Below are 18,257 nucleotides of genomic sequence, written 5' to 3' on the forward strand. Positions count from 1 at the left end.
CCCGCACTGCCAGAGGAACCGCCCTTCCTTCCCGTCCGGCGACAGGAAGGCATACCCCACCCCCATGTCCCCGAAGTTGACGTGGAACGGCAGCCCCGCCGAGTCCAGCTGCGCTATCAACTGCCAGCCGGGGCCGGGGTGCTCACCGCCCTGCAACCAGTTCGGCCGGACGTCCGGGCCGCCCAGGAACTGCCACTCCTCCCCGTCCGGCGCCCGCTCCACCGCCCGCGGGACGAAGTCCTCACCCGCCGAGGGCCCCGAACCCGCCGCCTCGACCGTGACGAAGTCCGGGACACGGCCCGCAGGCTGGACGACCAGCGCGTTCTCCCCGCCTTCCGGCTCCCACGTCGCCTCACCCCCGGCCTCCGAGGCCGTCATGAAGAGATAGCCGAGCCGGCCGTCGCCGAGCTCGAACTGGCCCAGGAACTCCATGGGCTCACCGCTCTCCCGCGAGAGCGGCCACTGCGGCTCATCGAGCCATACGGGCTGACCGCCGACCTTGGTGACCGGCCGGCGCACCGCGGTGTCCGCGGGGACGAATTCGACGGGCACGGGCATGAGGGACTCCTTGTGAGGGCACGAGGACTCGACTCCCTTCACGCTAACGGCCCCCACTGACAACACCCTTCGACCTGCGGGGATACTGGCGGCGATCAGCACACCCGACACAAAGGAGGCGCCCGGCATGACCGCCGACCACCGCATCGGACCGCCGCTGACCGGCGGCGAACGCGACACCCTGCGCGCCTTCCTCGACTACCACCGCGCGACCCTCGCCATGAAGTGCGAAGGACTCACGGACGAGGAGCTGCGGCAGCGCTCGATGCCGCCGTCCACGCTCTCGCTGCTCGCCCTCGTACGGCATATGGCGGAGGTGGAACGTGCCTGGTTCCACCGGGCGTTCGAGGACCACGACGCGCCCATGGTGTGGTCCGACGAGATCGACTTCCAGGCCGCGTACGACGCGAGCGCCTCCACCCGGGCGGAGGCCTTCGGCGCCTGGGAGGCGGAGGTCGAGCGGTCGCGCCGGATCGAGAAGGCGGCCGATTCGCTCGATACGACCGGATACCAGCCGCGCTGGGACAAGGAGATCTCGCTGCGGATGGTGATGGTGCACGTCCTGCTCGAGTACGGACGGCACAACGGCCACGCGGACTTCCTGCGCGAGGGCGTCGACGGGACCACCGGGGCCTGAGCGGGGCCCGCCCTCAGGGGGCCTCAACCCGCCTTGGCCGCGCCCCCGTTCCCGTTCCCGTTCCCGAGGACCCTCTCCAGCGCGTCGAAGGTCACCCCGCACCCCGCGAGGACATCCCGTACGACCCCCGGCCGTGCCGCCATCGCGAGCAGCAGGTGCTCGTCCCCGATGGACTTCTCCTTGCGCGCCAGGGCCACCCGCAGCGACTGCTCCAGGACCGTCTTCGCCTCCCGCGTGAACGGGCGGTGCCCCGAACCGGCCCACAGGCGCCGCCCCCGCGGCCGGCCGTGCGCCAACGCGCCCTCGCCGTGCGCCTCTTCGACCCGCGAGACGATCGCGCCGACATCGATCCCGAGCCCGGCCAGCGCCTCGGCGTCCGCCGCCGAGACCCCGCCGCGACGCCGTGCCTCCTCCAGACCGGAGACCACCGCCTCCGGCCGCACCCCGAGGGCCGAGAGCGCGAACGCGCCCTTCGTGCCCCGGGCGTCGAGCAGCGCGAGCAGCAGATGCCCGGCCTCGACCTTGTCGGCGCCCCCGCGTTCCGCATGGGCCACCGCGCCTTCGACCACGCCCCGCGCGCCCTCCGTGAACCGCTCGAACATCGCTACCTCCCATGCTTCTTGTGGACGGCCTGCCTGCTCACTCCGAGCTCGGCGGCGATCTCCTGCCAGGACCAGCCCTGGTTGCGCGCACTGCGCACCTGGACCGCTTCGAGCTGTTCGAGCAGGCGCCGCAGTGCGGCCACCGCCCTCAGCCCGACCCTGGGGTCGCGATCGCCCGCCCGCTCGGCGAGATCCGTTGCTTCGGTCATGGTGTCAATTTAGGTTGACAGCCCTTGGCATGTCAACCCGAGTTGACATGCCAAGGGCTGGAAACACGGCGAAGGCCCGCCCGCGCCGAGCGCGGACGAGCCTTCGTAGAGGAAAAGCGCGAGGTCAGACGGACAGCACCAGCTTCCCGAAGAGCTCGCCCGACTCCATGCGCGCGAACGCGTCCCGCGCCTGGTCGAGCGGCAGGATGTCGTCGATGACGGGGCGTACCCCCGTTGCGGCGCAGAAGGAGAGCAGGTCCTCCAGCTCGTCCTTGCTGCCCATCGTCGAGCCCACGATCTTCAGCTCGAGGAAGAAGATCCGGGTCAGCTCGGCATGCGAGGGGCGGTCACCGCTCGTGGCGCCGGAGATCACCAACGTGCCGCCCGGGCGCAGGGACTTGACGGAGTGCGACCAGGTGGCGGCGCCGACCATCTCGATGACGGCGTCCACCCGCTGGGGAAGACGCGCGCCCGGCTCCACGGCCTCGACCGCGCCGAGCTCGATGGCCCGCTTGCGCTTGGCCTCGTCCCGGCTGGTCGCGAAGACCCGCAGCCCCGCCGCCTTGCCGAGCACGATCGCGGCCGTCGCGACACCGCCGCCCGCGCCCTGCACGAGGACCGAGTCCCCGGGCCGTACACCGGCGTTGGTGAAGAGCATGCGGTACGCGGTGAGCCAGGCGGTCGGCAGACAGGCGGCCTCGGCGAAGCTGAGCTCCTTGGGCTTGGGCAGCACGTTCCAGGTGGGCACGGAGACCTGCTCGGCGAACGTGCCCTGGTAGCGCTCGGTGAGGATCGAGCGGGGCTCCTTGGGGCCGACCCCGTGGCCGGACTGGCCGATGACCGAGTGCAGGACGACCTCGTTGCCGTCCTCGTCGATCCCGGCCGCGTCGCAGCCGAGGATCATCGGGAGCTTGTCCTCACCGAGGCCCACGCCCCTCAGCGACCACAGGTCGTGGTGGTTGAGGGAGGCGGCCTTGACGTTGATGGTCGACCAGCCGTCACGGACGGCGGGAGCGGGGCGCTCGCCCAACTCGAGCCCGGCGAGCGGCTGATCACGGTCGATGCGTGCGGCATAGGCGGCGAACATGCTGGTGACGATATGGCGCAGGCGGGGCGGGGCGGAACCGCACCACGGTGTGACGCCCCGCACCCACCCTGCAAACAGGACTAGTCCCTCCTGTACTGCGCCGGCGACCCCTTCGTCCCCGGGTCCTCGTAGGACCCCGGCTTGCCCCGGTCCACATGGAACGTGGTCAGCGTCGACACCGGCGAGGCCGGGTCCCGGCGGTCCCCGATCACCCGCATGTGCGTGCTGAAGCGCTCGGGCGTGACCTCGTACACGTCGTATCCGTAGCGGTTGCCCTCGAAGTACTTCAGGTGCGGGTTGGCCCGGCCCATGAGCGGGCCGTTGGTCGCGTTCCAGTCCGCCGAGTACGCGCCGGACGTGACCGAGTGCGCGGTGAACTCGGTCCCCACGAGCGGGGAGTCGGGCCGGTCGAAGTCGACCCGGATGTCGTCGACGAAGGCGGAGTGCCAGTCCCCCGTCAGGACGACCAGATCCTCGAGGCCGCCGGCGTGCACGTGGCCGAGCACCTCGCGCCGTTCGGCGAGGAAGCCGTCCCACTGGTCGGTGAACATGTATCCGCTGCCGGAGGGGCTGCGCAGCTGGCTCAGCATGATCGAGTTGGCCCAGACGTGCCAGGCGTCGGGCGCCTTGTCGATCCCCTGCTTCAGCCAGGCCTTCTGGTCCGTGCCGAGGATCGTGCCGTCGGGCAGGTTCTGCGCCGAGCGGTACGAGCGCAGGTCGAGCACGGTCAGTTCGAGCAGCTCGCCCCAGCGGCGCACCCGGTGGATCTCCGGGTCGGGAAGGGCCATCGCGCCGAAGGAGTCGCGGTGCGGCATGTGCTCGTACCAGGCCTGGTACGCGGCCGCCCGCCGCTTCATGAACGGCGCCCCGCCGCCCGTACCGCTGTAGTCGTTGACGACCTCGTGATCGTCCCAGGTCAAAAACCACGGGTGCGCGGCGTGCGCCTCGCGCAGCGAACGGTCTCCCTTGTAGAGGGCGTGCCGCTTGCGGTAGTCGCCGAGGGTGAGGATCTCGGGTCCGTCGTGGTCGCGGACATGACTCTCCGGTACGCCGCCGACCTGGCCGTGCTCGTAGATGTAGTCGCCGAGGTGGATGACGAAGTCGAGGTTCTCGCGGGCGATGGCGCGGTGTGCCGCGTAGTAACCGTCGTGGAACGCCTGGCAGTTGGCGGTGGCGAAGAGGGCCTTGCCGATACGTCCGGTCGGCGCCGTCTTCGTACGGCCGACGCGGCTCGTCTTGCCCAGGGCGCGGAACCCGTACCAGTAGTGACGGCCGGGGCGCAGGCCCTCCACCACGATGTGCACGCTGTGGCCGAGCGTCGCGGACGCCGCCGTCGTGCCCTCGGCCACCACCCGGCGCAGCCGCGGGTCCTCCGCCACGGTCCACCGCACCTCGACGGTCTCCGGCAACCGCTGCTCGGCGGCGAGGGGTTCGGGCGCGAGTCTCGTCCACAGGAGCACCGAGTACGGCTGCGGATCGCCGGAGGCGACGCCGAGCGTGAAGGGCGCCGGATCGTAGTCGGCGCCGAGCGCCTCGGCCGCCTCGCGGGCCTCGGCGGGGGTGAGGCCGACGGCCAAGGGCCAGGCGACGTTCAGGGCGCCGGCGGCGGCCGCGGCCTTGAGCAGATCACGACGGTTCAGCTTCACGGCCGGCCTCCGGTGGCGTGCAGGGTGAGGGAGACGGCGTCCGCGTAGCCGTCGTTGGACGTGCCGCCGCCGCTGCGGGTGAACACGAGCAGGACGCGGGCGCCGCGCGCCCCGGGCGGCACCGCGGCCTCGGCGGCGCACTCGACGAGCGCGGTACGGCCCAGGCGCTCGGCGGCGCTCACCGGCCCGAGCACGCTCAGGGCGAGGGGCGTGCCGTCGGCGGCCCGGAACTCCACGGACAGGCGCGCTCCGTCCTCCTGGCCCGCATAGCCGCCGAGCCAGCCGCTCACCGCGTACCGCACCCGGCCCGCGTCGACTTCCCGCCGCCCGGTCGCCCCGCGCGCCGGCAGCTCGATGTCCTGCACGAGGGCGGTGCGCGCGCTGGTGCCGCCGGAGAAGAACCGGCTGCCGCGCGCGGCGGGCCCCGGGTCGTCCGGGGTCGGGTAGCCACCGCCGAGGCTGTACGCGATCAGCGCGGGAGCGCCCTGCGCGATCCGCCAGCCCGGCACGGCCTCGACCGGGTCGGCGCCGCCGCCCGGTCCGGATTCCGCGTCACCGTTGACGACAAGGTTCACTCGTCTGCCTCCAGGGTCATGGGGGTTGGACAACCGCGCGCATCTCACCAGCCCCTGATGAACCACGGAAGGCGCCCGGCCCAACTCTCCGTCGGATCCCGGAAGTCACGCGCGAAGGGGTCCGGCCTCCAGACGTGCAAAGGGCCCCGCTCCGGACACGCAAAAGGGCCCCGCCTCCAAGCAAGGAGGCAGGGCCCTGAAGCGTGAACTCGCTTGCCGCTAGCGGCGCGCGACACCCTCCGCGCGAGCGGCGGCGGCCACGGCCGCGGTGACCGCGGGGGCCACGCGCTCGTCGAACGGCGAGGGGATCACGTACTCCGCGGACAGCTCGTCACCGACGACCGCGGCGAGCGCGTCGGCGGCGGCGATCTTCATGCCCTCGGTGATACGGGAGGCCCGCACCTGGAGCGCGCCGGCGAAGATGCCGGGGAACGCGAGCACGTTGTTGATCTGGTTCGGGAAGTCCGAACGGCCCGTGGCCACGACCGCCGCGTACTTGTGCGCGACGTCCGGGTGCACCTCGGGGTTCGGGTTGGCCATGGCGAACACGAACGAGTTCGGCGCCATCGACGCGACCGCCGGCTCCGGGACCGTACCGCCGGAGACACCGATGAAGACATCGGCGCCGGACAGGGCGGACTCCAGGGAGCCGGAGATGTTCGCCTTGTTGGTGAGCTCGGCGAGCTCGCGCTTGACCGGCGTGAGGTCGTCGCGGTCGCGCGAGACGATGCCCTTGCGGTCGGCGACGGAGACATCGCCGATGCCCGCCTCGAGCAGGAACTTGGCGATCGCGACACCCGCCGCACCGGCGCCGGAGATGACCGCGCGCAGGTCGCCCAGCGTGCGGTTGGTGAGCTTCGCGGCGTTACGCAGCGCCGCGAGCGTCACGACGGCCGTGCCGTGCTGGTCGTCGTGGAAGACCGGGATGTCCAGCTCGTCCTGGAGCCGCCGCTCGATCTCGAAGCAGCGCGGCGCCGAGATGTCCTCGAGGTTCACACCGCCGAAGGACGGGGCGAGCCGCTTCACGGTCTCGACGATCTCGTCCACGGACGTGGTCGCGAGCGCCAGCGGGACCGCGTCCACGCCGCCGAACTGCTTGAACAGAATCGCCTTGCCCTCCATCACCGGGAGAGAGGCGGAAGGACCGATGTCACCGAGCCCGAGCACGGCCGTACCGTCGGTGACGACGGCCACGACGTTCGAGGTCCACGTGTAGTCGTGGACGAGCTCCGGCTGCTCGGCGATGGCGCTGCACACCTTGGCCACACCAGGTGTGTACGCGAGGGACAGGTCGTCCTTGTCACGGACCGGCACCGTGGCCTGAACAGCCATCTTGCCGCCGCGATGCAGCGCGAAGGCCGGATCGAAGGGCTCGTCGGCCCCGTCCGTTCCGGCGTCGCTGCGAGGATTGACGATCTCCGCTGCCACTTTGTCTGACCCCTTAAAGGTTCAATCGTTTGAGGGTTGCCGCTCCCTGTTCGGGAGCGGGCGGGCACCGCGGGACTCCTCGCCGTTGGGCGATGGGCCTCCCAGCGAGGGGGAGATGTCCACGCGCGGGCGCGCCGCACACGCGCCCTGGTCCCCGGATGAGGGGTGTAACGCTCTTTTGTACAGGATGGAACGGGGACTCCACGAGAGAGATTCGCCTCAAACGTAGGGCAAATGTCCGGGTCGGGACCAAAAGTCCAACGCCGCCGTCCGGATAGCGAGATGAGCGGGGTTTCGCCCGGTTAGCGATGGTTCACCAAGCGGGCGCTCACCCTTGGGAGGGCAGGCCTCTACGTCCCCCGCGCACCTGTTATCCGATTTTGACCTGGGCGGCAGCCTGAATCGTGCAGTCCGAATGGCAAGATGCCGTAATCACACAAGGTCGCGACACCCGAAGCCGTGTGCACGACCGCTGATCGCTCCCTCATCAGCACACATCTGCCGGAGGACCCCCATGACCGCAAGCACCACCCGTCGTACGACCGCCAAGTCCCGGATAGCCGCGGTCGGCGCCATCGCGGTCGCCGGCGCGCTGATCCTGACCGGTTGCGGCGACCAGACGAAGGACAGCGGCAAGGAGGGCGACTCGACGAAGGCCGGCGAGAAGACCTCGGCGCCGCTCTTCGCCAAGCTGCCCAAGGAGATCCAGGACAAGGGCGTCATCAAGGTCGGTTCGGACATCGCGTACGCGCCCGTCGAGTACGTGGACGAGGACGGCAAGACCGTCGGTATCGACCCGGACATCGCCGCGGCCATGGGCAAGCAGCTCGGCGTCGAGTTCAAGTTCGAGAACGGCAAGTTCGCCGACCTGATCGGTGGCCTCGGCGGCGGTCGCTACGACATCGCCATGTCGGCCATGACCGACACCAAGGACCGCCAGGAAGGCATCGACGGCGACACCGGCAAGAAGGTCGGCAAGGGCGTCGACTTCGTCGACTACTTCGTCGCGGGCGTCTCCCTCTACACCAACAAGGGCGAGACCCAGGGCATCAAGACCTGGGACGACCTGTGTGGCAAGACCATCGCCGTGCAGCAGGCCACCTTCTCCCTGGACCTGGCCAACGACCAGGCCAAGAAGTGCAAGACGGACGGCAAGCCCGCCCTCAAGGTCGAGGACTTCCCGACCAACCCCGAGGCCGAGACCCGGATGCGCGGCGGCGGCGCCGACGTCGTGTCCGCGGACTTCCCGATCGCCGCGTACAGCGTGAAGAACTCGGGCGGCGGCAAGAACTTCGAGATCGTCGGCGACCAGGTCGAGGCCGGCCCGTACGGCATCGCCGTGGCCAAGGGCAACGACCAGCTGCGCGACGCCCTCAAGGCCGCGCTCGACGCCGTCATCAAGAGCGGCGAGTACGACAAGATCATCTCGAAGTGGGGCGTTGCGGACGGCGCCGTCAAGGAAGCCGCCGTCAACGGCGGCAAGTGACCGGCTCCGGCACCCGCTGGTTGAAAGGCAACACCCGTGACTGCTGACGTCAACAAGACGGACGGCCCGGGCGGCGCCCGCGGCGGCGGACCGGAGGTCATCAAGGCCATCCCGGTCCGCCACCCGCTGCGCTACGTCTCGGCCCTGATCGCGCTGGGCACCCTCGTCGCGATCGTCTACGCGTTCGCCCAGTCGGACAAAATCAACTGGGGCGCGCTGCCCGACTACTTCTTCAACGACCGCATCCTCGACGGTGTCGTCGAGACGATGAAGCTGACGATCCTCGCGATGGTCATCGGCGTCGTCCTCGGTGTCCTGCTCGCTGTGATGCGGCTGTCGAAGAACCCTGTGACCAGCAGCATCGCCTGGTTCTACATCTGGTTCTTCCGCGGTACCCCGGTCCTGGTCCAGCTGTTCGTCTGGTTCAACCTGGGCCTGGTCTTCGAGTACGTCAACCTCGGTCCGTTCTACAAGGACCAGTGGTCGGACTTCATGACGCCGATGCTGACGGCGCTGCTCGGCCTGGGCCTCAACGAGGCCGCGTACATGGCGGAGATCTGCCGCGCCGGTCTGCTCTCGGTCGACGAGGGCCAGACCGAGGCGTCGCACGCGCTCGGCATGAGCCACTCCAAGACCCTGCGCCGCATCGTGATCCCGCAGTCGATGCGGGTGATCGTGCCGCCGACGGGCAACGAGGTCATCAACATGCTGAAGACCACCTCGCTGGTCTCGGCGGTGCAGTACCTCGACCTGTTCCGGGTCACCCAGCAGATCGGTGAACGCTCGACGGCCACGGTCGAGATGTACTTCCTCGCCGCCGCCTGGTACCTGGTGATGACCTCGATCCTGTCCGTGGGTCAGTACTACGTGGAGCGCTACTACGCCAAGGGCTCCACACGCTCGCTCCCGCCGACGCCGGTCCAGCGCCTGAAGGCCGCTCTGATCCCGTCGCGCAATCTGTCGGGAGGTCTCCGATGACCGCGGTTCCCATGGTCAAGGCCGAGAACGTCCACAAGTCGTTCGGCAGCGTCGAGGTCCTCAAGGGCATCGACCTCGAGGTCGCGCCGCGTGAGGTGTTCTGCCTCATCGGCCCGTCCGGTTCGGGCAAGTCGACGTTCCTGCGGTGCATCAACCACCTGGAGCAGGTCTCCGGCGGCCGGCTCTCGGTCGACGGCCAGCTGGTCGGCTACCGCGAGAAGAACGGCAAGCTGTACGAGCTCAAGGACAGCGAAGTCGCCCTGCAGCGCCGGGACATCGGCATGGTCTTCCAGCGCTTCAACCTGTTCCCGCACATGACGGCGCTCGAGAACGTCATGGAGGCTCCGGTCCAGGTCAAGCGCGAGTCGAAGGCCGTGGCGCGGGAGCGCGCCCAGCGGCTGCTCGACCGCGTGGGCCTGGCGGACAAGGCCGGGAACTACCCGTCCCAGCTCTCCGGCGGCCAGCAGCAGCGCGTCGCGATCGCCCGTGCGCTCGCGATGGAGCCCAAGCTGATGCTCTTCGACGAGCCCACCTCCGCGCTCGACCCGGAGCTGGTCGGTGACGTCCTGGACGTCATGCGGGGTCTCGCCGAGGACGGCATGACGATGATCGTCGTCACCCACGAGATGGGCTTCGCCCGCGAGGTCGGCGACTCCCTGGTCTTCATGGACGAGGGCGTGGTCGTCGAGGCGGGCAACCCCCGTGACGTACTGACGAATCCGCAGCACGAGCGGACACAGTCGTTCCTGTCGAAGGTGCTGTAGTCCTTTCCGACCAACAGGGGCGGTACGGGAGTTCCCGTACCGCCCCTGTTGGTTCCAGGGGTCCGCCTGGATCGGTTACTTGAGCGCAAGCACCAGCGAGTCCGCCGGCGAGGCCCAGACCGTGCGGGACTCCGCGAAGCCCATGTCCCTGAGGGTGCGGGCGTGCCAGTCGGCCGAGGGCATGTCGCCGTCCGCATGGTCGCCGTAGATCTCGAAGCGCTCGGCCGTCGGTGCGGCGAGGACCGGATCGGCGGCGGCGAGCTGCCACCACTCCTTCCAGTCGAGGACGCCCTCGGACTTGACCTGCCGGGCGCGCGCGTTGCGGTGCGCGCTCTCGGCGGCGTTGATCCGCGGGGTCGCCGGGTCCGGCATGTGGTCGGCGTTCATGAAGACCCCGCCCGCGCGGACCAGATCCGCGATCTGCCCGTACAGGACGGCGAGTTCGGGGCTGTGCAGCCAGTGCAGGGCGGTCGCGGTGAGCACGGCGTCATAGCTGTCGTACGGGAGCTTCGCGGCCCAGTCCGGATCCTTGAGATCCGCCCGTACGAACGTGACGCGGCCGTCGCCCGCGAAGGTGCCCTCGGCGATGGTGAGCAGCGCCGGGTCCAGGTCCACGCCGGTGCTCTCGGCCTCGGGGAACCTCTTGAGGAGCCGGTCCGTAATACTCCCCGTACCGCATGCCAGATCCAGCACCCGCGCCTTCGGACCGACCAGGGCCTCCACCATGTCGAGCATGACCGAGAACCGCTCCTCGCGGTCCGGCAGGTACCACTGCTGCTGCCGGTCCCAGCTGTCCTGCCAGGCACGCCAGTCCGTGGTGGTGTGGATGTCCGTCATGGTTCCCCTCCGTACGTAATACCCTGTACGTAAGCCCCCGAACAGGGCTCCGCCCATTACTTCCGTACGACGAAGATAGACCGCATCCGTAAGGACTACAAGTGGAACTGACCTATTACGCGGACTACGCAGTGCGTCTCGTCAACAGCGAGGAGCCGGCCCGCGGCAAGGATGCGCTGACCAGCGTCGAGGCGGTCCGCGCGCTGTTCGGCGGCAATCAGTCGGCGGCGCGGCGCGCGACGGACGCGGACGTCACGCGCTTCCGTTCGGTGCGGGGGCGGCTGCGGGCGGTCTTCGAAGCGGCCGACAGCGGGGACCAGACGCTCGCGGTCGACCTCCTGAACTCGCTGCTCCTGGAGTTCCCGGTGAGCCCGCAGATCTCCGGGCACGACCACCGCGACGACCAGGACAACCCGCTGTGGCACATGCACCTCGCCGACCACCCGTCGAACGCGACCGCGGGCTATGCGGCGATCGCCTCGATGGGGCTCGCCTTCCACCTCACCGAGCACGGCGTCGACCGCCTCGGCCTGTGCGAGGCGGCGCCCTGCCGCAACGCCTATCTCGACACCTCGACCAACCGCTCGCGCCGCTACTGCTCGGACCGCTGCGCGACCCGCGCCAACGTCGCGGCCTACCGGGCCCGCAAGCGCGAGGAGGCGGCGGCCCGCACGGACCGGGACGCGAAGACGGGACGTACCGCCGAGTAGAGCCAAAGGAGCAGCCCCCGGCCCTCGGCCCGCGGCCGGTAGCGCCCGAGCACCTTGGCGAGCACCAGCTCCTCGGGCACGGTCCCGTAATCCGTGCTGTCGCCGCCGGCGAAGGAGTTGTCCCCGAGCACCCACCAGCCGCTCTCGCGCCGCTCGACGGCGCGCTTGACGACCAGCAGGTCCTGCTGGAACGGATGCCGCAGGACCACCACGTCACCGGGCCGGATGCGCACCCCGTACCGGATGAGCAGCTGGTCGCCGTGGTGCAGCGTGGGGACCATCGACGGCCCGTGCACCTCGGCGATCCCGAAGGGCACTCTGCCCTCGCCCACTCGCACCGACTCCCGCATCAGGCACCTCCCGCCAGCCGTGTCGCCGCCCACCTATCAGTGTGCAGTGGGATCGTCCACGGGTCCCAGGGTCACCCTGGACTTTTGACCTAAGCCGTCGGGGGCACCCGCGAATCTCACCTTCCCAGGGAGTAATCTCCCACTTGAGAAGACGATCACGAGGAAGGACAGCTACATGCTCTCCCGCCTGTTTGCCCCCAAGGTGACGGTCAGCGCCCACTGCGACCTGCCCTGCGGTGTGTACGACCCCGCCCAGGCCCGTATCGAGGCGGAGTCCGTCAAGGCCGTCCAGGAGAAGATGGCGGCGAACGACGACCCGCACTTCCAGGCTCGCGCCGTTGTCATCAAGGAGCAGCGCGCCGAGCTCGCCAAGCACCACGTGTCGGTGCTGTGGAGCGACTACTTCAAGCCCCCGCACTTCGAGAAGTACCCGGAGCTGCACCAGCTGGTGAACGACACCCTCAAGGCCCTCTCGGCCGCGAAGGGGTCGGTCGACCCGGCCACGGGCCAGAAGGCGCTGGACTACATCGCCCAGATCGACAAGATCTTCTGGGAGACCAAGAAGGCCTGATCCAAGGCTGATCAAGGCCTGATCCAAGGCCTGTCCGCCATGGTCTGCGATCGGTGCACCATCGCAGGTCGGCGGATCCACGTGAGGGACCCGGTCGCGTCATGCGGCCGGGTCCCTTGCGTTGCCACGGGTCCGCGTCAGGCCGGTGCCCGGACCACCGAGCGCAGCAGCGGCCAGTTCTCCGGGGCCGCGCCGCCCGGGTAGGCGTACCGGCGGCGGGTGTACGCGTAGGCGTAGCCCTGGCGGGGGTCGGCGAAGGCGAGGGAGCCCGATGCGCCGCTGTGGCCGAAGGCGCCGGCTCCGACGCAGTCGAAGTGGTGGCCGATGGTGCTGAACCCCAGGCCGAACGACTTCGGTGAGTCGCTCACCAGGTCGGTGCCCGAGGAGTGGATGCGGGCGAACTCGGCGGCCGTGTCCGGCTTCAGGAGGGGTCCGTCCCGGCCCAGGCCGAACGCCGCCGCGGCGTACATCCCGGCGAGACCCCGCGCGGAGCCGATGCCCGCCACCGACGCCTGGCCCTTCGCGCGCACGAGGCGGGAGTTGGGGAAGTCGTACAGCTCGGCGTTGCCGGGCGCGTGCCGGTTGTAGGCGATGCCGGCCAGGCTGTACGGGCTGGACGCCTCGGCGTCGGCCTCGGCCCGCTGCTCCGGTGTCAGGAGCATCGGCAGGGTGCTGAGGTAGCGCGGCTCCTCGGACTCGGGCAGGCCCAGCCACAGGTCCAGGTCGTACGGGGCGCGGATCCGCTCCTCGTACCACTCCTGCAGGGTGCGTCCGGTCGCCCGGAACACCACCTCGCCGACGAGCGCCCCGATCACGAAGCCGTGGTAGCCGAAGAACCGGCCCGGCTGCCAGAAGGGGCGCTGCCCGGCAAGCAGGGCCGCGATCACCCGGTCGTCGGCCCCTTCCTCCGGGGTGAAGCCGGCGTCAAGGCCGACCAACCCGGCCCGGTGGGCGAGGAGTTCGCGCAGGGTGAGCGCGCCTTTGCCCTCGGCCGCGAAGTCCGGCCAGTACGAGGCGACGGTGCGGTCCAGGTCGAGCACGCCGTCCTGGACCAGGAGCGCGGTCACCAGATACGCCGCGCCCTTGGTGGACGAGAAGACACCGAGCAGCGACTCCGCGCCGACCGAGTCCGACCACAGGTCCACCACGCGCTCACCGCCCCGGTACACCGCCAACTGGGCGCCCGGGTCGTGCTCCTCGCCCGCGAGGAAGGCGCTGAACGCCTCCCGTACGCCCTCGAAACCGGCCGCCACCGTACCGTGGACTGCCATACACCCTCCCGGGCTGCCGTGCCGATCTTGCGTCTGCGGTGCCGATCCTGCGTCCGCGGTGCCCATTCGACCCGTACCCCTGCCCTTGGGCAAGCCTCTTCCACAAGCAGCGGTAGCGAGGAGACGGATACGGCCACGGGGCACGGGCCACGCGCATTCGCGCTTTCACGCATCCGCGCTTTCGCGCACGGCCATGGACTGGCGCCGGGCCGGTCGGGGAGCATGGCGCGCATGGCGATCTGGAGCATCAGCGCGGAGCCCGTCACCGGTGCCGGGGTCGACGAGGTGATGCGGGAGTACTTCACCGAGATGGGGCGGCGGGTCCTCGGCCGGGCGGTCAGCGCGGCCGAGGTGCAGGCCGTCATGGCCCGCGATCCGCACCGCGATCTCGCCCCGCCCGACGGGGAGTTCCTGGTGGCGCGTGGCGGCGAGGGGGAGCTCCTCGGCTGCGTGGGGCTGCGGCTGCTCCCCGTCAGCCCTGGCACGGCCGAGCTCAAGCGGATGTACGTACGTCCCGCCGGGCGCGGAGCGGGCCTGGGCCGCGGACTCCTGGGCGCCGTCGAGGAGGCCGCCGTGAAGCTAGGCGCCACCCTGATGGTCTGCGAGACCAACACCCAGCTGACCGAGGCCCGGACGCTGTACCTGCGCAACGGCTACGAGGAGACGGCGCCCTACGTGGGCCACGGCCGCGCGGACCACTGGTTCGCCAAATCCCTTGCCTGACCGGCCCTGTCGCTCACCGATCCGTCGGATCACGGACACCCGCTCACTGATCCCGCCGCCGTACGGCCACCATCCCGACCCCCACGGCCGCCGCGGCCCACATCGCGTACACCGTCCATGCGCCGGCCGTCGTCCAGGGAAACTCCCCCGCCGTGTAACCGGGATCGGCAAGCCGAAGCCATGCCTTGTACGGCGTGGCATGGCCCACCAGCGCCGACCAGTAGCGGCCATCGGTGAGGAACATCGGGAGGATCAGCAGAACCACCAACGTCGCGATCATCGTGGTCGCCGTCTGCCGGATCAGCGCACCGAGCGCGAAGCCCGCGAGCGCGCAGACCGGGGCCAACAGCGCTGAGCCGAGCAGGACTTGCAGCGCCCCCGGATGCCCGATGCCGATGCCCGCGTCGCGCGCGCCGAGGATCGCCTGCGTACCGAAGAAGGAGGCGGTCGCGAGCAGCAGCCCGAAGACCGTCGAGACCGCCGCGAGCACCGCGGCCTTCGCGGCGAGGACCGCACCGCGGGCCGGGACGGCCGCGAAGGTCGTGCGGATGGTGCCGGTGCTGTACTCACCGACCACCGTGAGCGCCCCTGTCGCACCCAGCGCGAGCATCATCACCACGGCGGCGTTGGAACCGAAGGCGTGCTGGAGCGGGATACCGTCCGCGATGAACTGCGCGCGGTCGGCCGCGGCCTGCGTGGTCCAGTAGGTGTACGTGTCGTAGGCCACGCCCAGGTTGAACCCGAGGACGGCCAGCGCCGTCACCCCGTAGGCGATCGCAGTGGAGCGCAGCGAGCGGGTCTTGATCCACTCGGCGGCGGTCAGATCCCTGAAGCGGGGCCGGGATCCGGCGCTCGAGGTCACCGCGTTCAGGGAAGCGAGGGTGGTCATCGGGCCTCTCCTACCAGGTCTCGGGCGCTGGGCGTGCCCGTGAGGTCGCCTGCGGCGCCGTACTCGACGCTGTCCGCCGTCAGTTCCATGAACGCCCGCTCCAACGAGGCGTGCTCCGTGGCCAGGTGGTGCAGCAGGATGCGGTGGTCGAGCGCGATCCGGGCGATCTCGGGAGCCGTCGCTCCGGTGATCTCCAGCCTTTCCCCGTACGAGGTGACGTCGGCGTCCACCGCGGTCAGCAGGCCGATGAGCTCGGCGGCCTGCGGAGTGCGGACCGTGACATGGGCCCGGGTGCCTCGGGCCGCGAAGTCCGTCAGCGGCTCGGCGGCCAGGAGTGCGCCACGGCCGATCACGATCAGGTCGTCGGCCGCATTCTCCATCTCGGACATCAGGTGGCTGGAGACGAAGACGGTACGGCCCTCCTCGGCGAGGCGCCGGAACAGGCCGCGCACCCAGCGGACGCCCTCCGGGTCGAGCCCGTTGAGCGGTTCGTCGAAGAGCAGCACCGGCGGGTCGCCGAGCAGGGCGGACGCGATACCCAGGCGCTGCTTCATACCGAGCGAGTAGCCGCCGATCCGCCGCCGGGCGGCGTCCGTGAGACCCACCTCTGCCAGCACCTCGTCGACGCGGCTGCGCGGGATCCGGTTGGAACGGGCGAGCGCCTCGAGCTGCGCACGGCCGCTGCGGCCGCCGTGTACGTCGTGGGCGTCGAGCAGCGAGCCGATGTGCCGCAGGCCGCGCGGCCGGTCGGCGAAGGGCCTGCCGTCGACGGTCACCGTGCCGCTCGTCGGGGCGTGCAGCCCGAGGATCATGCGCAGGGTGGTCGACTTGCCGGCCCCGTTCGGACCGAGGAAGCCGGTCACGCGGCCGGGCCTGACGGTGAACGTCAGGTCGTGGACGGCGGTCTTGCCGCCGTATCGCTTGGTGAGTTCGTTGGCCTCGATCATGCGGACAACGGTGCCGGGTCGAAGGCCCGCTGGTCGTCCGACTGTCGTTGACAGTTGAGGGCCCGGATGTCACCCCAGGTTGTACATCCCCGGCCCGATGTCCGCCGACGATCACGCCGCTACGCTCACGGGATGCGCCCGACCTCTGCCCACACCGCACCGCTCCTGCGGCAGATCCGTCCGGAGACCTGGGCCGTGGTCCTCTGGTTCGCGACGTTGGGGTTCGGGCTGCTCACCTTCTTCCGGCTGCCCGGCGAAGCCGTCATCGACGGCGAGCCGCAGCCTGTCTTCTCGCCCGGTCCCCTCGGCTGGACGCTGCTCGCGGTCATGTCGTGCGCGGTCACCTCAGGTGCCCGCCTGCTGCGCGGCCGGCCGCTGTTCGGATACGCGCTGTTCCTGCTCGGACCGGCGGGAGCGGCCGGATTGCTCGGCATGAACGAATTCGATCTGGTGTCGTTCCTCGCACCGGCCTTCGCGTTGTACCTGGTCGCGCGTCACCACATCCGCCACATCAGCGTGATCACGGCGGCCTTCGCGCTGGCCGTGCTGTTCTTCCCCTTCGGCGTTCGTGTGGCGACGCGTGGCAACGTCGAGACGGCCCAGCTGCTCTCCGTGGCCCTTCTCGTACTCGTCGCCTGGGTCGTCGGCGACTCTCATCACCAGGCCCGCGCCCACGCCGCCGCCCTCCAGACGCAGGCCGCCGCACAGGCCGTGACCGCCGAACGCCTGCGCATCGCCCGCGAGATGCACGACACGGTGGCGCACAGCATCGGCATCATCGCGCTCCAGGCGGGCGCGGCCGCACGCGTGGTGCACACCCAGCCGGACCGGGCGAGTGAGGCGATGCGCACCGTGGAGGAGGCGGGCCGCGAGACCCTGGCGGGTCTGCGCCGGATGCTGGGCGCCCTGCGCGAGCCCGGGCTTTCCCCCTTGCAGGGCCTGTCGGACCTCGACCAGCTGGCCGAGTCGACCTCGGCGGCGGGTGTGCGCACTGCCGTGACCTGGCAAGGTGCCCGCCGCCCGCTGCCGCCGGACATCGATCTGGCCGCGTACCGCCTCGTCCAGGAGGCGGTCACCAATGTCGTACGGCATGCGAAGACGGAGGCTTGTGAGGTGCGTGTGGAGTACGGGAAGAGCGAACTCGCCCTGGAGATCACCGATCGCGGCCGGGGCCCCGGCGGCTCCGGCGGAGGGTTCGGGCTCGTGGGGATGCGCGAGCGGGTGGCGCTCCTGAACGGGGAGTTCAGCGCGGGCGCCCGCACGGGCGGCGGTTTCCGGGTCGCGGCCCGGCTGCCCCTGCCCGGGGCCGCCGCGTGATCCGGGTCGCGCTGGTCGACGACCAGCCGCTGGTGCGCGCCGCGCTGCAGATGGTGATCACGGACGCGGCGGATCTGGAGCTGGTCGGCGAGGCCGGCAACGGCGCGGAGGCGGTGCGGCTCGCCGTGGACACCGCTCCCGACGTGATCGTGATGGACATCCGTATGCCGGTGATGGACGGCATCGAAGCCACCCGGCAGATCGTGGCGGGCCCGTCCGCGGCGCAGATCATCGTCCTGACGACCTTCGACGACGACGCGTACGTGTACGGGGCGCTGCGGGCCGGGGCGGCCGGCTTCCTGGTGAAGGACATGGCCCTGGAGCAGATCCTCGACGCGGTACGGGTGGTGGCCGCCGGCGACGGTCTACTCGCCCCGGCGGTCACCCGCCGGCTGATCAGGGACTTCGCCTCGGCCAGGACGGAACGGGCCGCCCCGGTACGCGAGTTGACCGCCATCACCGCCCGCGAACGCGAGGTCCTCACCCTGATCGGGTCGGGCCTGACCAACACGGAGATCGCCGAGGAACTGACCCTCTCCCCCGCCACGGCGAAGACCTATGTGACCCGCCTGCTGTCCAAACTGGACGCCCGCGACCGCGTACAGCTGGTGATCCTCGCGTACGAGGCGGGGCTGGTGGGTTCACCGAGCTGAGACACCCCGCATCCCACCC

The 18,257-nt window shown here is 70.4% G+C and carries 21 protein-coding genes; 9 read left to right on the forward strand and 12 right to left on the reverse strand.

Features of this window, described 5'->3' with window-relative positions:
* Window positions 1–558: hypothetical protein (locus G6045_RS28855; RefSeq protein ID WP_165335072.1), on the reverse strand; the 558-nt coding region annotated here is incomplete at its 3' end.
* Window positions 559–685: 127 nt separating this feature from the next.
* Here G6045_RS28855 and G6045_RS28860 point away from each other — a divergent pair.
* Complete coding sequence (locus tag G6045_RS28860; protein ID WP_165335073.1) at window positions 686–1,195, forward strand: DinB family protein; 510 nt, start codon at window positions 686–688, stop codon at window positions 1,193–1,195.
* Window positions 1,196–1,218: 23 nt separating this feature from the next.
* On the opposite strand, the gene G6045_RS28865 is transcribed toward G6045_RS28860, so the two are convergent.
* The 6 genes from G6045_RS28865 to G6045_RS28890 all read right to left on the reverse strand — a co-directional run bounded on the left by G6045_RS28865 (window position 1,219) and on the right by G6045_RS28890 (window position 6,742).
* Complete coding sequence (locus G6045_RS28865; protein ID WP_165335074.1) at window positions 1,219–1,797, reverse strand: Clp protease N-terminal domain-containing protein; 579 nt, start codon at window positions 1,795–1,797, stop codon at window positions 1,219–1,221.
* Window positions 1,798–1,799: 2 nt separating this feature from the next.
* Window positions 1,800–2,006: a helix-turn-helix domain-containing protein gene (locus G6045_RS28870; RefSeq protein WP_165335075.1), complete on the reverse strand. Its 207-nt coding sequence runs from the start codon at window positions 2,004–2,006 to the stop codon at window positions 1,800–1,802.
* Window positions 2,007–2,130: 124 nt separating this feature from the next.
* Window positions 2,131–3,093: a zinc-binding dehydrogenase gene (locus G6045_RS28875; RefSeq protein WP_165335076.1), complete on the reverse strand. Its 963-nt coding sequence runs from the start codon at window positions 3,091–3,093 to the stop codon at window positions 2,131–2,133.
* A gap of 80 nt (window positions 3,094–3,173) precedes the next feature.
* Complete coding sequence (locus G6045_RS28880) at window positions 3,174–4,739, reverse strand: alkaline phosphatase D family protein (protein WP_165335077.1); 1,566 nt, start codon at window positions 4,737–4,739, stop codon at window positions 3,174–3,176.
* Window positions 4,736–5,314: a phosphoesterase gene (locus tag G6045_RS28885; protein ID WP_165335078.1), complete on the reverse strand. Its 579-nt coding sequence runs from the start codon at window positions 5,312–5,314 to the stop codon at window positions 4,736–4,738. Before G6045_RS28885 ends, G6045_RS28880 begins: the two co-directional genes overlap by 4 nt.
* Before the next feature lie 219 nt (window positions 5,315–5,533).
* Window positions 5,534–6,742 (reverse strand): NAD(P)-dependent malic enzyme, encoded by a 1,209-nt coding sequence (locus G6045_RS28890; protein WP_165335079.1) that lies wholly within the window; start codon window positions 6,740–6,742, stop codon window positions 5,534–5,536.
* A 514-nt stretch (window positions 6,743–7,256) separates the two neighbouring features.
* Here G6045_RS28890 and G6045_RS28895 point away from each other — a divergent pair.
* From G6045_RS28895 to G6045_RS28905, 3 genes are read left to right on the forward strand one after another with little or no spacing between them, the layout of a single operon-like run.
* Entirely contained in the window at window positions 7,257–8,228 is a 972-nt protein-coding gene (locus tag G6045_RS28895) for an ABC transporter substrate-binding protein (RefSeq protein WP_165335080.1), read from the forward strand.
* 36 nt (window positions 8,229–8,264) lie between these two features.
* Window positions 8,265–9,206, forward strand: coding sequence for an amino acid ABC transporter permease (locus tag G6045_RS28900; RefSeq protein ID WP_165335081.1), 942 nt, complete (start codon window positions 8,265–8,267; stop codon window positions 9,204–9,206).
* Complete coding sequence (locus tag G6045_RS28905) at window positions 9,203–9,970, forward strand: amino acid ABC transporter ATP-binding protein (RefSeq protein WP_165335082.1); 768 nt, start codon at window positions 9,203–9,205, stop codon at window positions 9,968–9,970. Before G6045_RS28900 ends, G6045_RS28905 begins: the two co-directional genes overlap by 4 nt.
* Window positions 9,971–10,045: 75 nt before the next feature.
* Here the strand turns inward: G6045_RS28905 and G6045_RS28910 are convergent, their stop codons facing one another.
* Entirely contained in the window at window positions 10,046–10,807 is a 762-nt protein-coding gene (locus G6045_RS28910; protein ID WP_165335083.1) for a class I SAM-dependent methyltransferase, read from the reverse strand.
* Between the two features lie 101 nt (window positions 10,808–10,908).
* Between G6045_RS28910 and G6045_RS28915 the strand changes: the two genes are divergently transcribed.
* Entirely contained in the window at window positions 10,909–11,517 is a 609-nt protein-coding gene (locus G6045_RS28915) for a CGNR zinc finger domain-containing protein (RefSeq protein WP_165335084.1), read from the forward strand.
* On the opposite strand, the gene sodX is transcribed toward G6045_RS28915, so the two are convergent.
* Entirely contained in the window at window positions 11,442–11,867 is a 426-nt protein-coding gene (gene sodX / locus G6045_RS28920) for a nickel-type superoxide dismutase maturation protease (RefSeq protein WP_165335085.1), read from the reverse strand. The genes G6045_RS28915 and sodX overlap by 76 nt on opposite strands.
* A gap of 175 nt (window positions 11,868–12,042) precedes the next feature.
* On the opposite strand from sodX, the gene sodN reads away from it, so the two are divergent.
* Window positions 12,043–12,438 carry a superoxide dismutase, Ni gene (sodN, locus tag G6045_RS28925; RefSeq protein ID WP_165335086.1) on the forward strand — a complete coding sequence of 132 codons (396 nt, stop codon included), beginning with the start codon at window positions 12,043–12,045 and terminating at the stop codon, window positions 12,436–12,438.
* 137 nt (window positions 12,439–12,575) lie between these two features.
* On the opposite strand, the gene G6045_RS28930 is transcribed toward sodN, so the two are convergent.
* Window positions 12,576–13,709, reverse strand: coding sequence for a serine hydrolase domain-containing protein (locus G6045_RS28930; RefSeq protein ID WP_165335087.1), 1,134 nt, complete (start codon window positions 13,707–13,709; stop codon window positions 12,576–12,578).
* A gap of 231 nt (window positions 13,710–13,940) precedes the next feature.
* Between G6045_RS28930 and G6045_RS28935 the strand changes: the two genes are divergently transcribed.
* A complete protein-coding gene (locus G6045_RS28935) occupies window positions 13,941–14,432 on the forward strand; it encodes a GNAT family N-acetyltransferase (protein ID WP_165335088.1) in 492 nt (163 codons plus the stop codon).
* A gap of 43 nt (window positions 14,433–14,475) precedes the next feature.
* Here G6045_RS28935 and G6045_RS28940 read toward each other — a convergent pair whose 3' ends face one another.
* Together G6045_RS28940 and G6045_RS28945 are read right to left on the reverse strand one after the other, a co-directional pair.
* The gene (locus tag G6045_RS28940) at window positions 14,476–15,321 is read right to left on the reverse strand and encodes an ABC transporter permease (protein WP_165335089.1); all 846 of its coding nucleotides are present in this window, start codon (window positions 15,319–15,321) and stop codon (window positions 14,476–14,478) included.
* A complete protein-coding gene (locus G6045_RS28945) occupies window positions 15,318–16,268 on the reverse strand; it encodes an ABC transporter ATP-binding protein (protein ID WP_165335090.1) in 951 nt (316 codons plus the stop codon). Before G6045_RS28945 ends, G6045_RS28940 begins: the two co-directional genes overlap by 4 nt.
* Window positions 16,269–16,400: 132 nt before the next feature.
* On the opposite strand from G6045_RS28945, the gene G6045_RS28950 reads away from it, so the two are divergent.
* Together G6045_RS28950 and G6045_RS28955 are read left to right on the forward strand one after the other, a co-directional pair.
* Window positions 16,401–17,585 carry a sensor histidine kinase gene (locus G6045_RS28950; protein ID WP_165335091.1) on the forward strand — a complete coding sequence of 395 codons (1,185 nt, stop codon included), beginning with the start codon at window positions 16,401–16,403 and terminating at the stop codon, window positions 17,583–17,585.
* Window positions 17,582–18,238 (forward strand): response regulator transcription factor, encoded by a 657-nt coding sequence (locus G6045_RS28955; protein WP_328707938.1) that lies wholly within the window; start codon window positions 17,582–17,584, stop codon window positions 18,236–18,238. The genes G6045_RS28950 and G6045_RS28955 overlap by 4 nt, the downstream gene beginning before the upstream one ends.
* Window positions 18,239–18,257 lie beyond the last annotated feature (19 nt).

Origin of the sequence: Streptomyces mesophilus (genome assembly GCF_011044995.1) — a bacterium.
GTDB lineage: Bacteria > Actinomycetota > Actinomycetes > Streptomycetales > Streptomycetaceae > Streptomyces > Streptomyces mesophilus.

Bases quoted from the DNA above. Each gene is read 5' to 3' on its own strand.
- G6045_RS28905 (WP_165335082.1), top strand. From the start codon at position 9,203: ATGACCGCGGTTCCCATGGTCAAGGCCGAGAACGTCCACAAGTCGTTC.
- sodX (WP_165335085.1), bottom strand. From the start codon at position 11,867: ATGCGGGAGTCGGTGCGAGTGGGCGAGGGCAGAGTGCCCTTCGGGATC.
- G6045_RS28895 (WP_165335080.1), top strand. From the start codon at position 7,257: ATGACCGCAAGCACCACCCGTCGTACGACCGCCAAGTCCCGGATAGCC.
- G6045_RS28935 (WP_165335088.1), top strand. From the start codon at position 13,941: ATGGCGATCTGGAGCATCAGCGCGGAGCCCGTCACCGGTGCCGGGGTC.
- G6045_RS28875 (WP_165335076.1), bottom strand. From the start codon at position 3,093: ATGTTCGCCGCCTATGCCGCACGCATCGACCGTGATCAGCCGCTCGCC.
- G6045_RS28950 (WP_165335091.1), top strand. From the start codon at position 16,401: ATGCGCCCGACCTCTGCCCACACCGCACCGCTCCTGCGGCAGATCCGT.
- G6045_RS28860 (WP_165335073.1), top strand. From the start codon at position 686: ATGACCGCCGACCACCGCATCGGACCGCCGCTGACCGGCGGCGAACGC.
- G6045_RS28940 (WP_165335089.1), bottom strand. From the start codon at position 15,321: ATGACCACCCTCGCTTCCCTGAACGCGGTGACCTCGAGCGCCGGATCC.
- G6045_RS28870 (WP_165335075.1), bottom strand. From the start codon at position 2,006: ATGACCGAAGCAACGGATCTCGCCGAGCGGGCGGGCGATCGCGACCCC.
- sodN (WP_165335086.1), top strand. From the start codon at position 12,043: ATGCTCTCCCGCCTGTTTGCCCCCAAGGTGACGGTCAGCGCCCACTGC.
- G6045_RS28930 (WP_165335087.1), bottom strand. From the start codon at position 13,709: ATGGCAGTCCACGGTACGGTGGCGGCCGGTTTCGAGGGCGTACGGGAG.
- G6045_RS28910 (WP_165335083.1), bottom strand. From the start codon at position 10,807: ATGACGGACATCCACACCACCACGGACTGGCGTGCCTGGCAGGACAGC.
- G6045_RS28865 (WP_165335074.1), bottom strand. From the start codon at position 1,797: ATGTTCGAGCGGTTCACGGAGGGCGCGCGGGGCGTGGTCGAAGGCGCG.
- G6045_RS28945 (WP_165335090.1), bottom strand. From the start codon at position 16,268: ATGATCGAGGCCAACGAACTCACCAAGCGATACGGCGGCAAGACCGCC.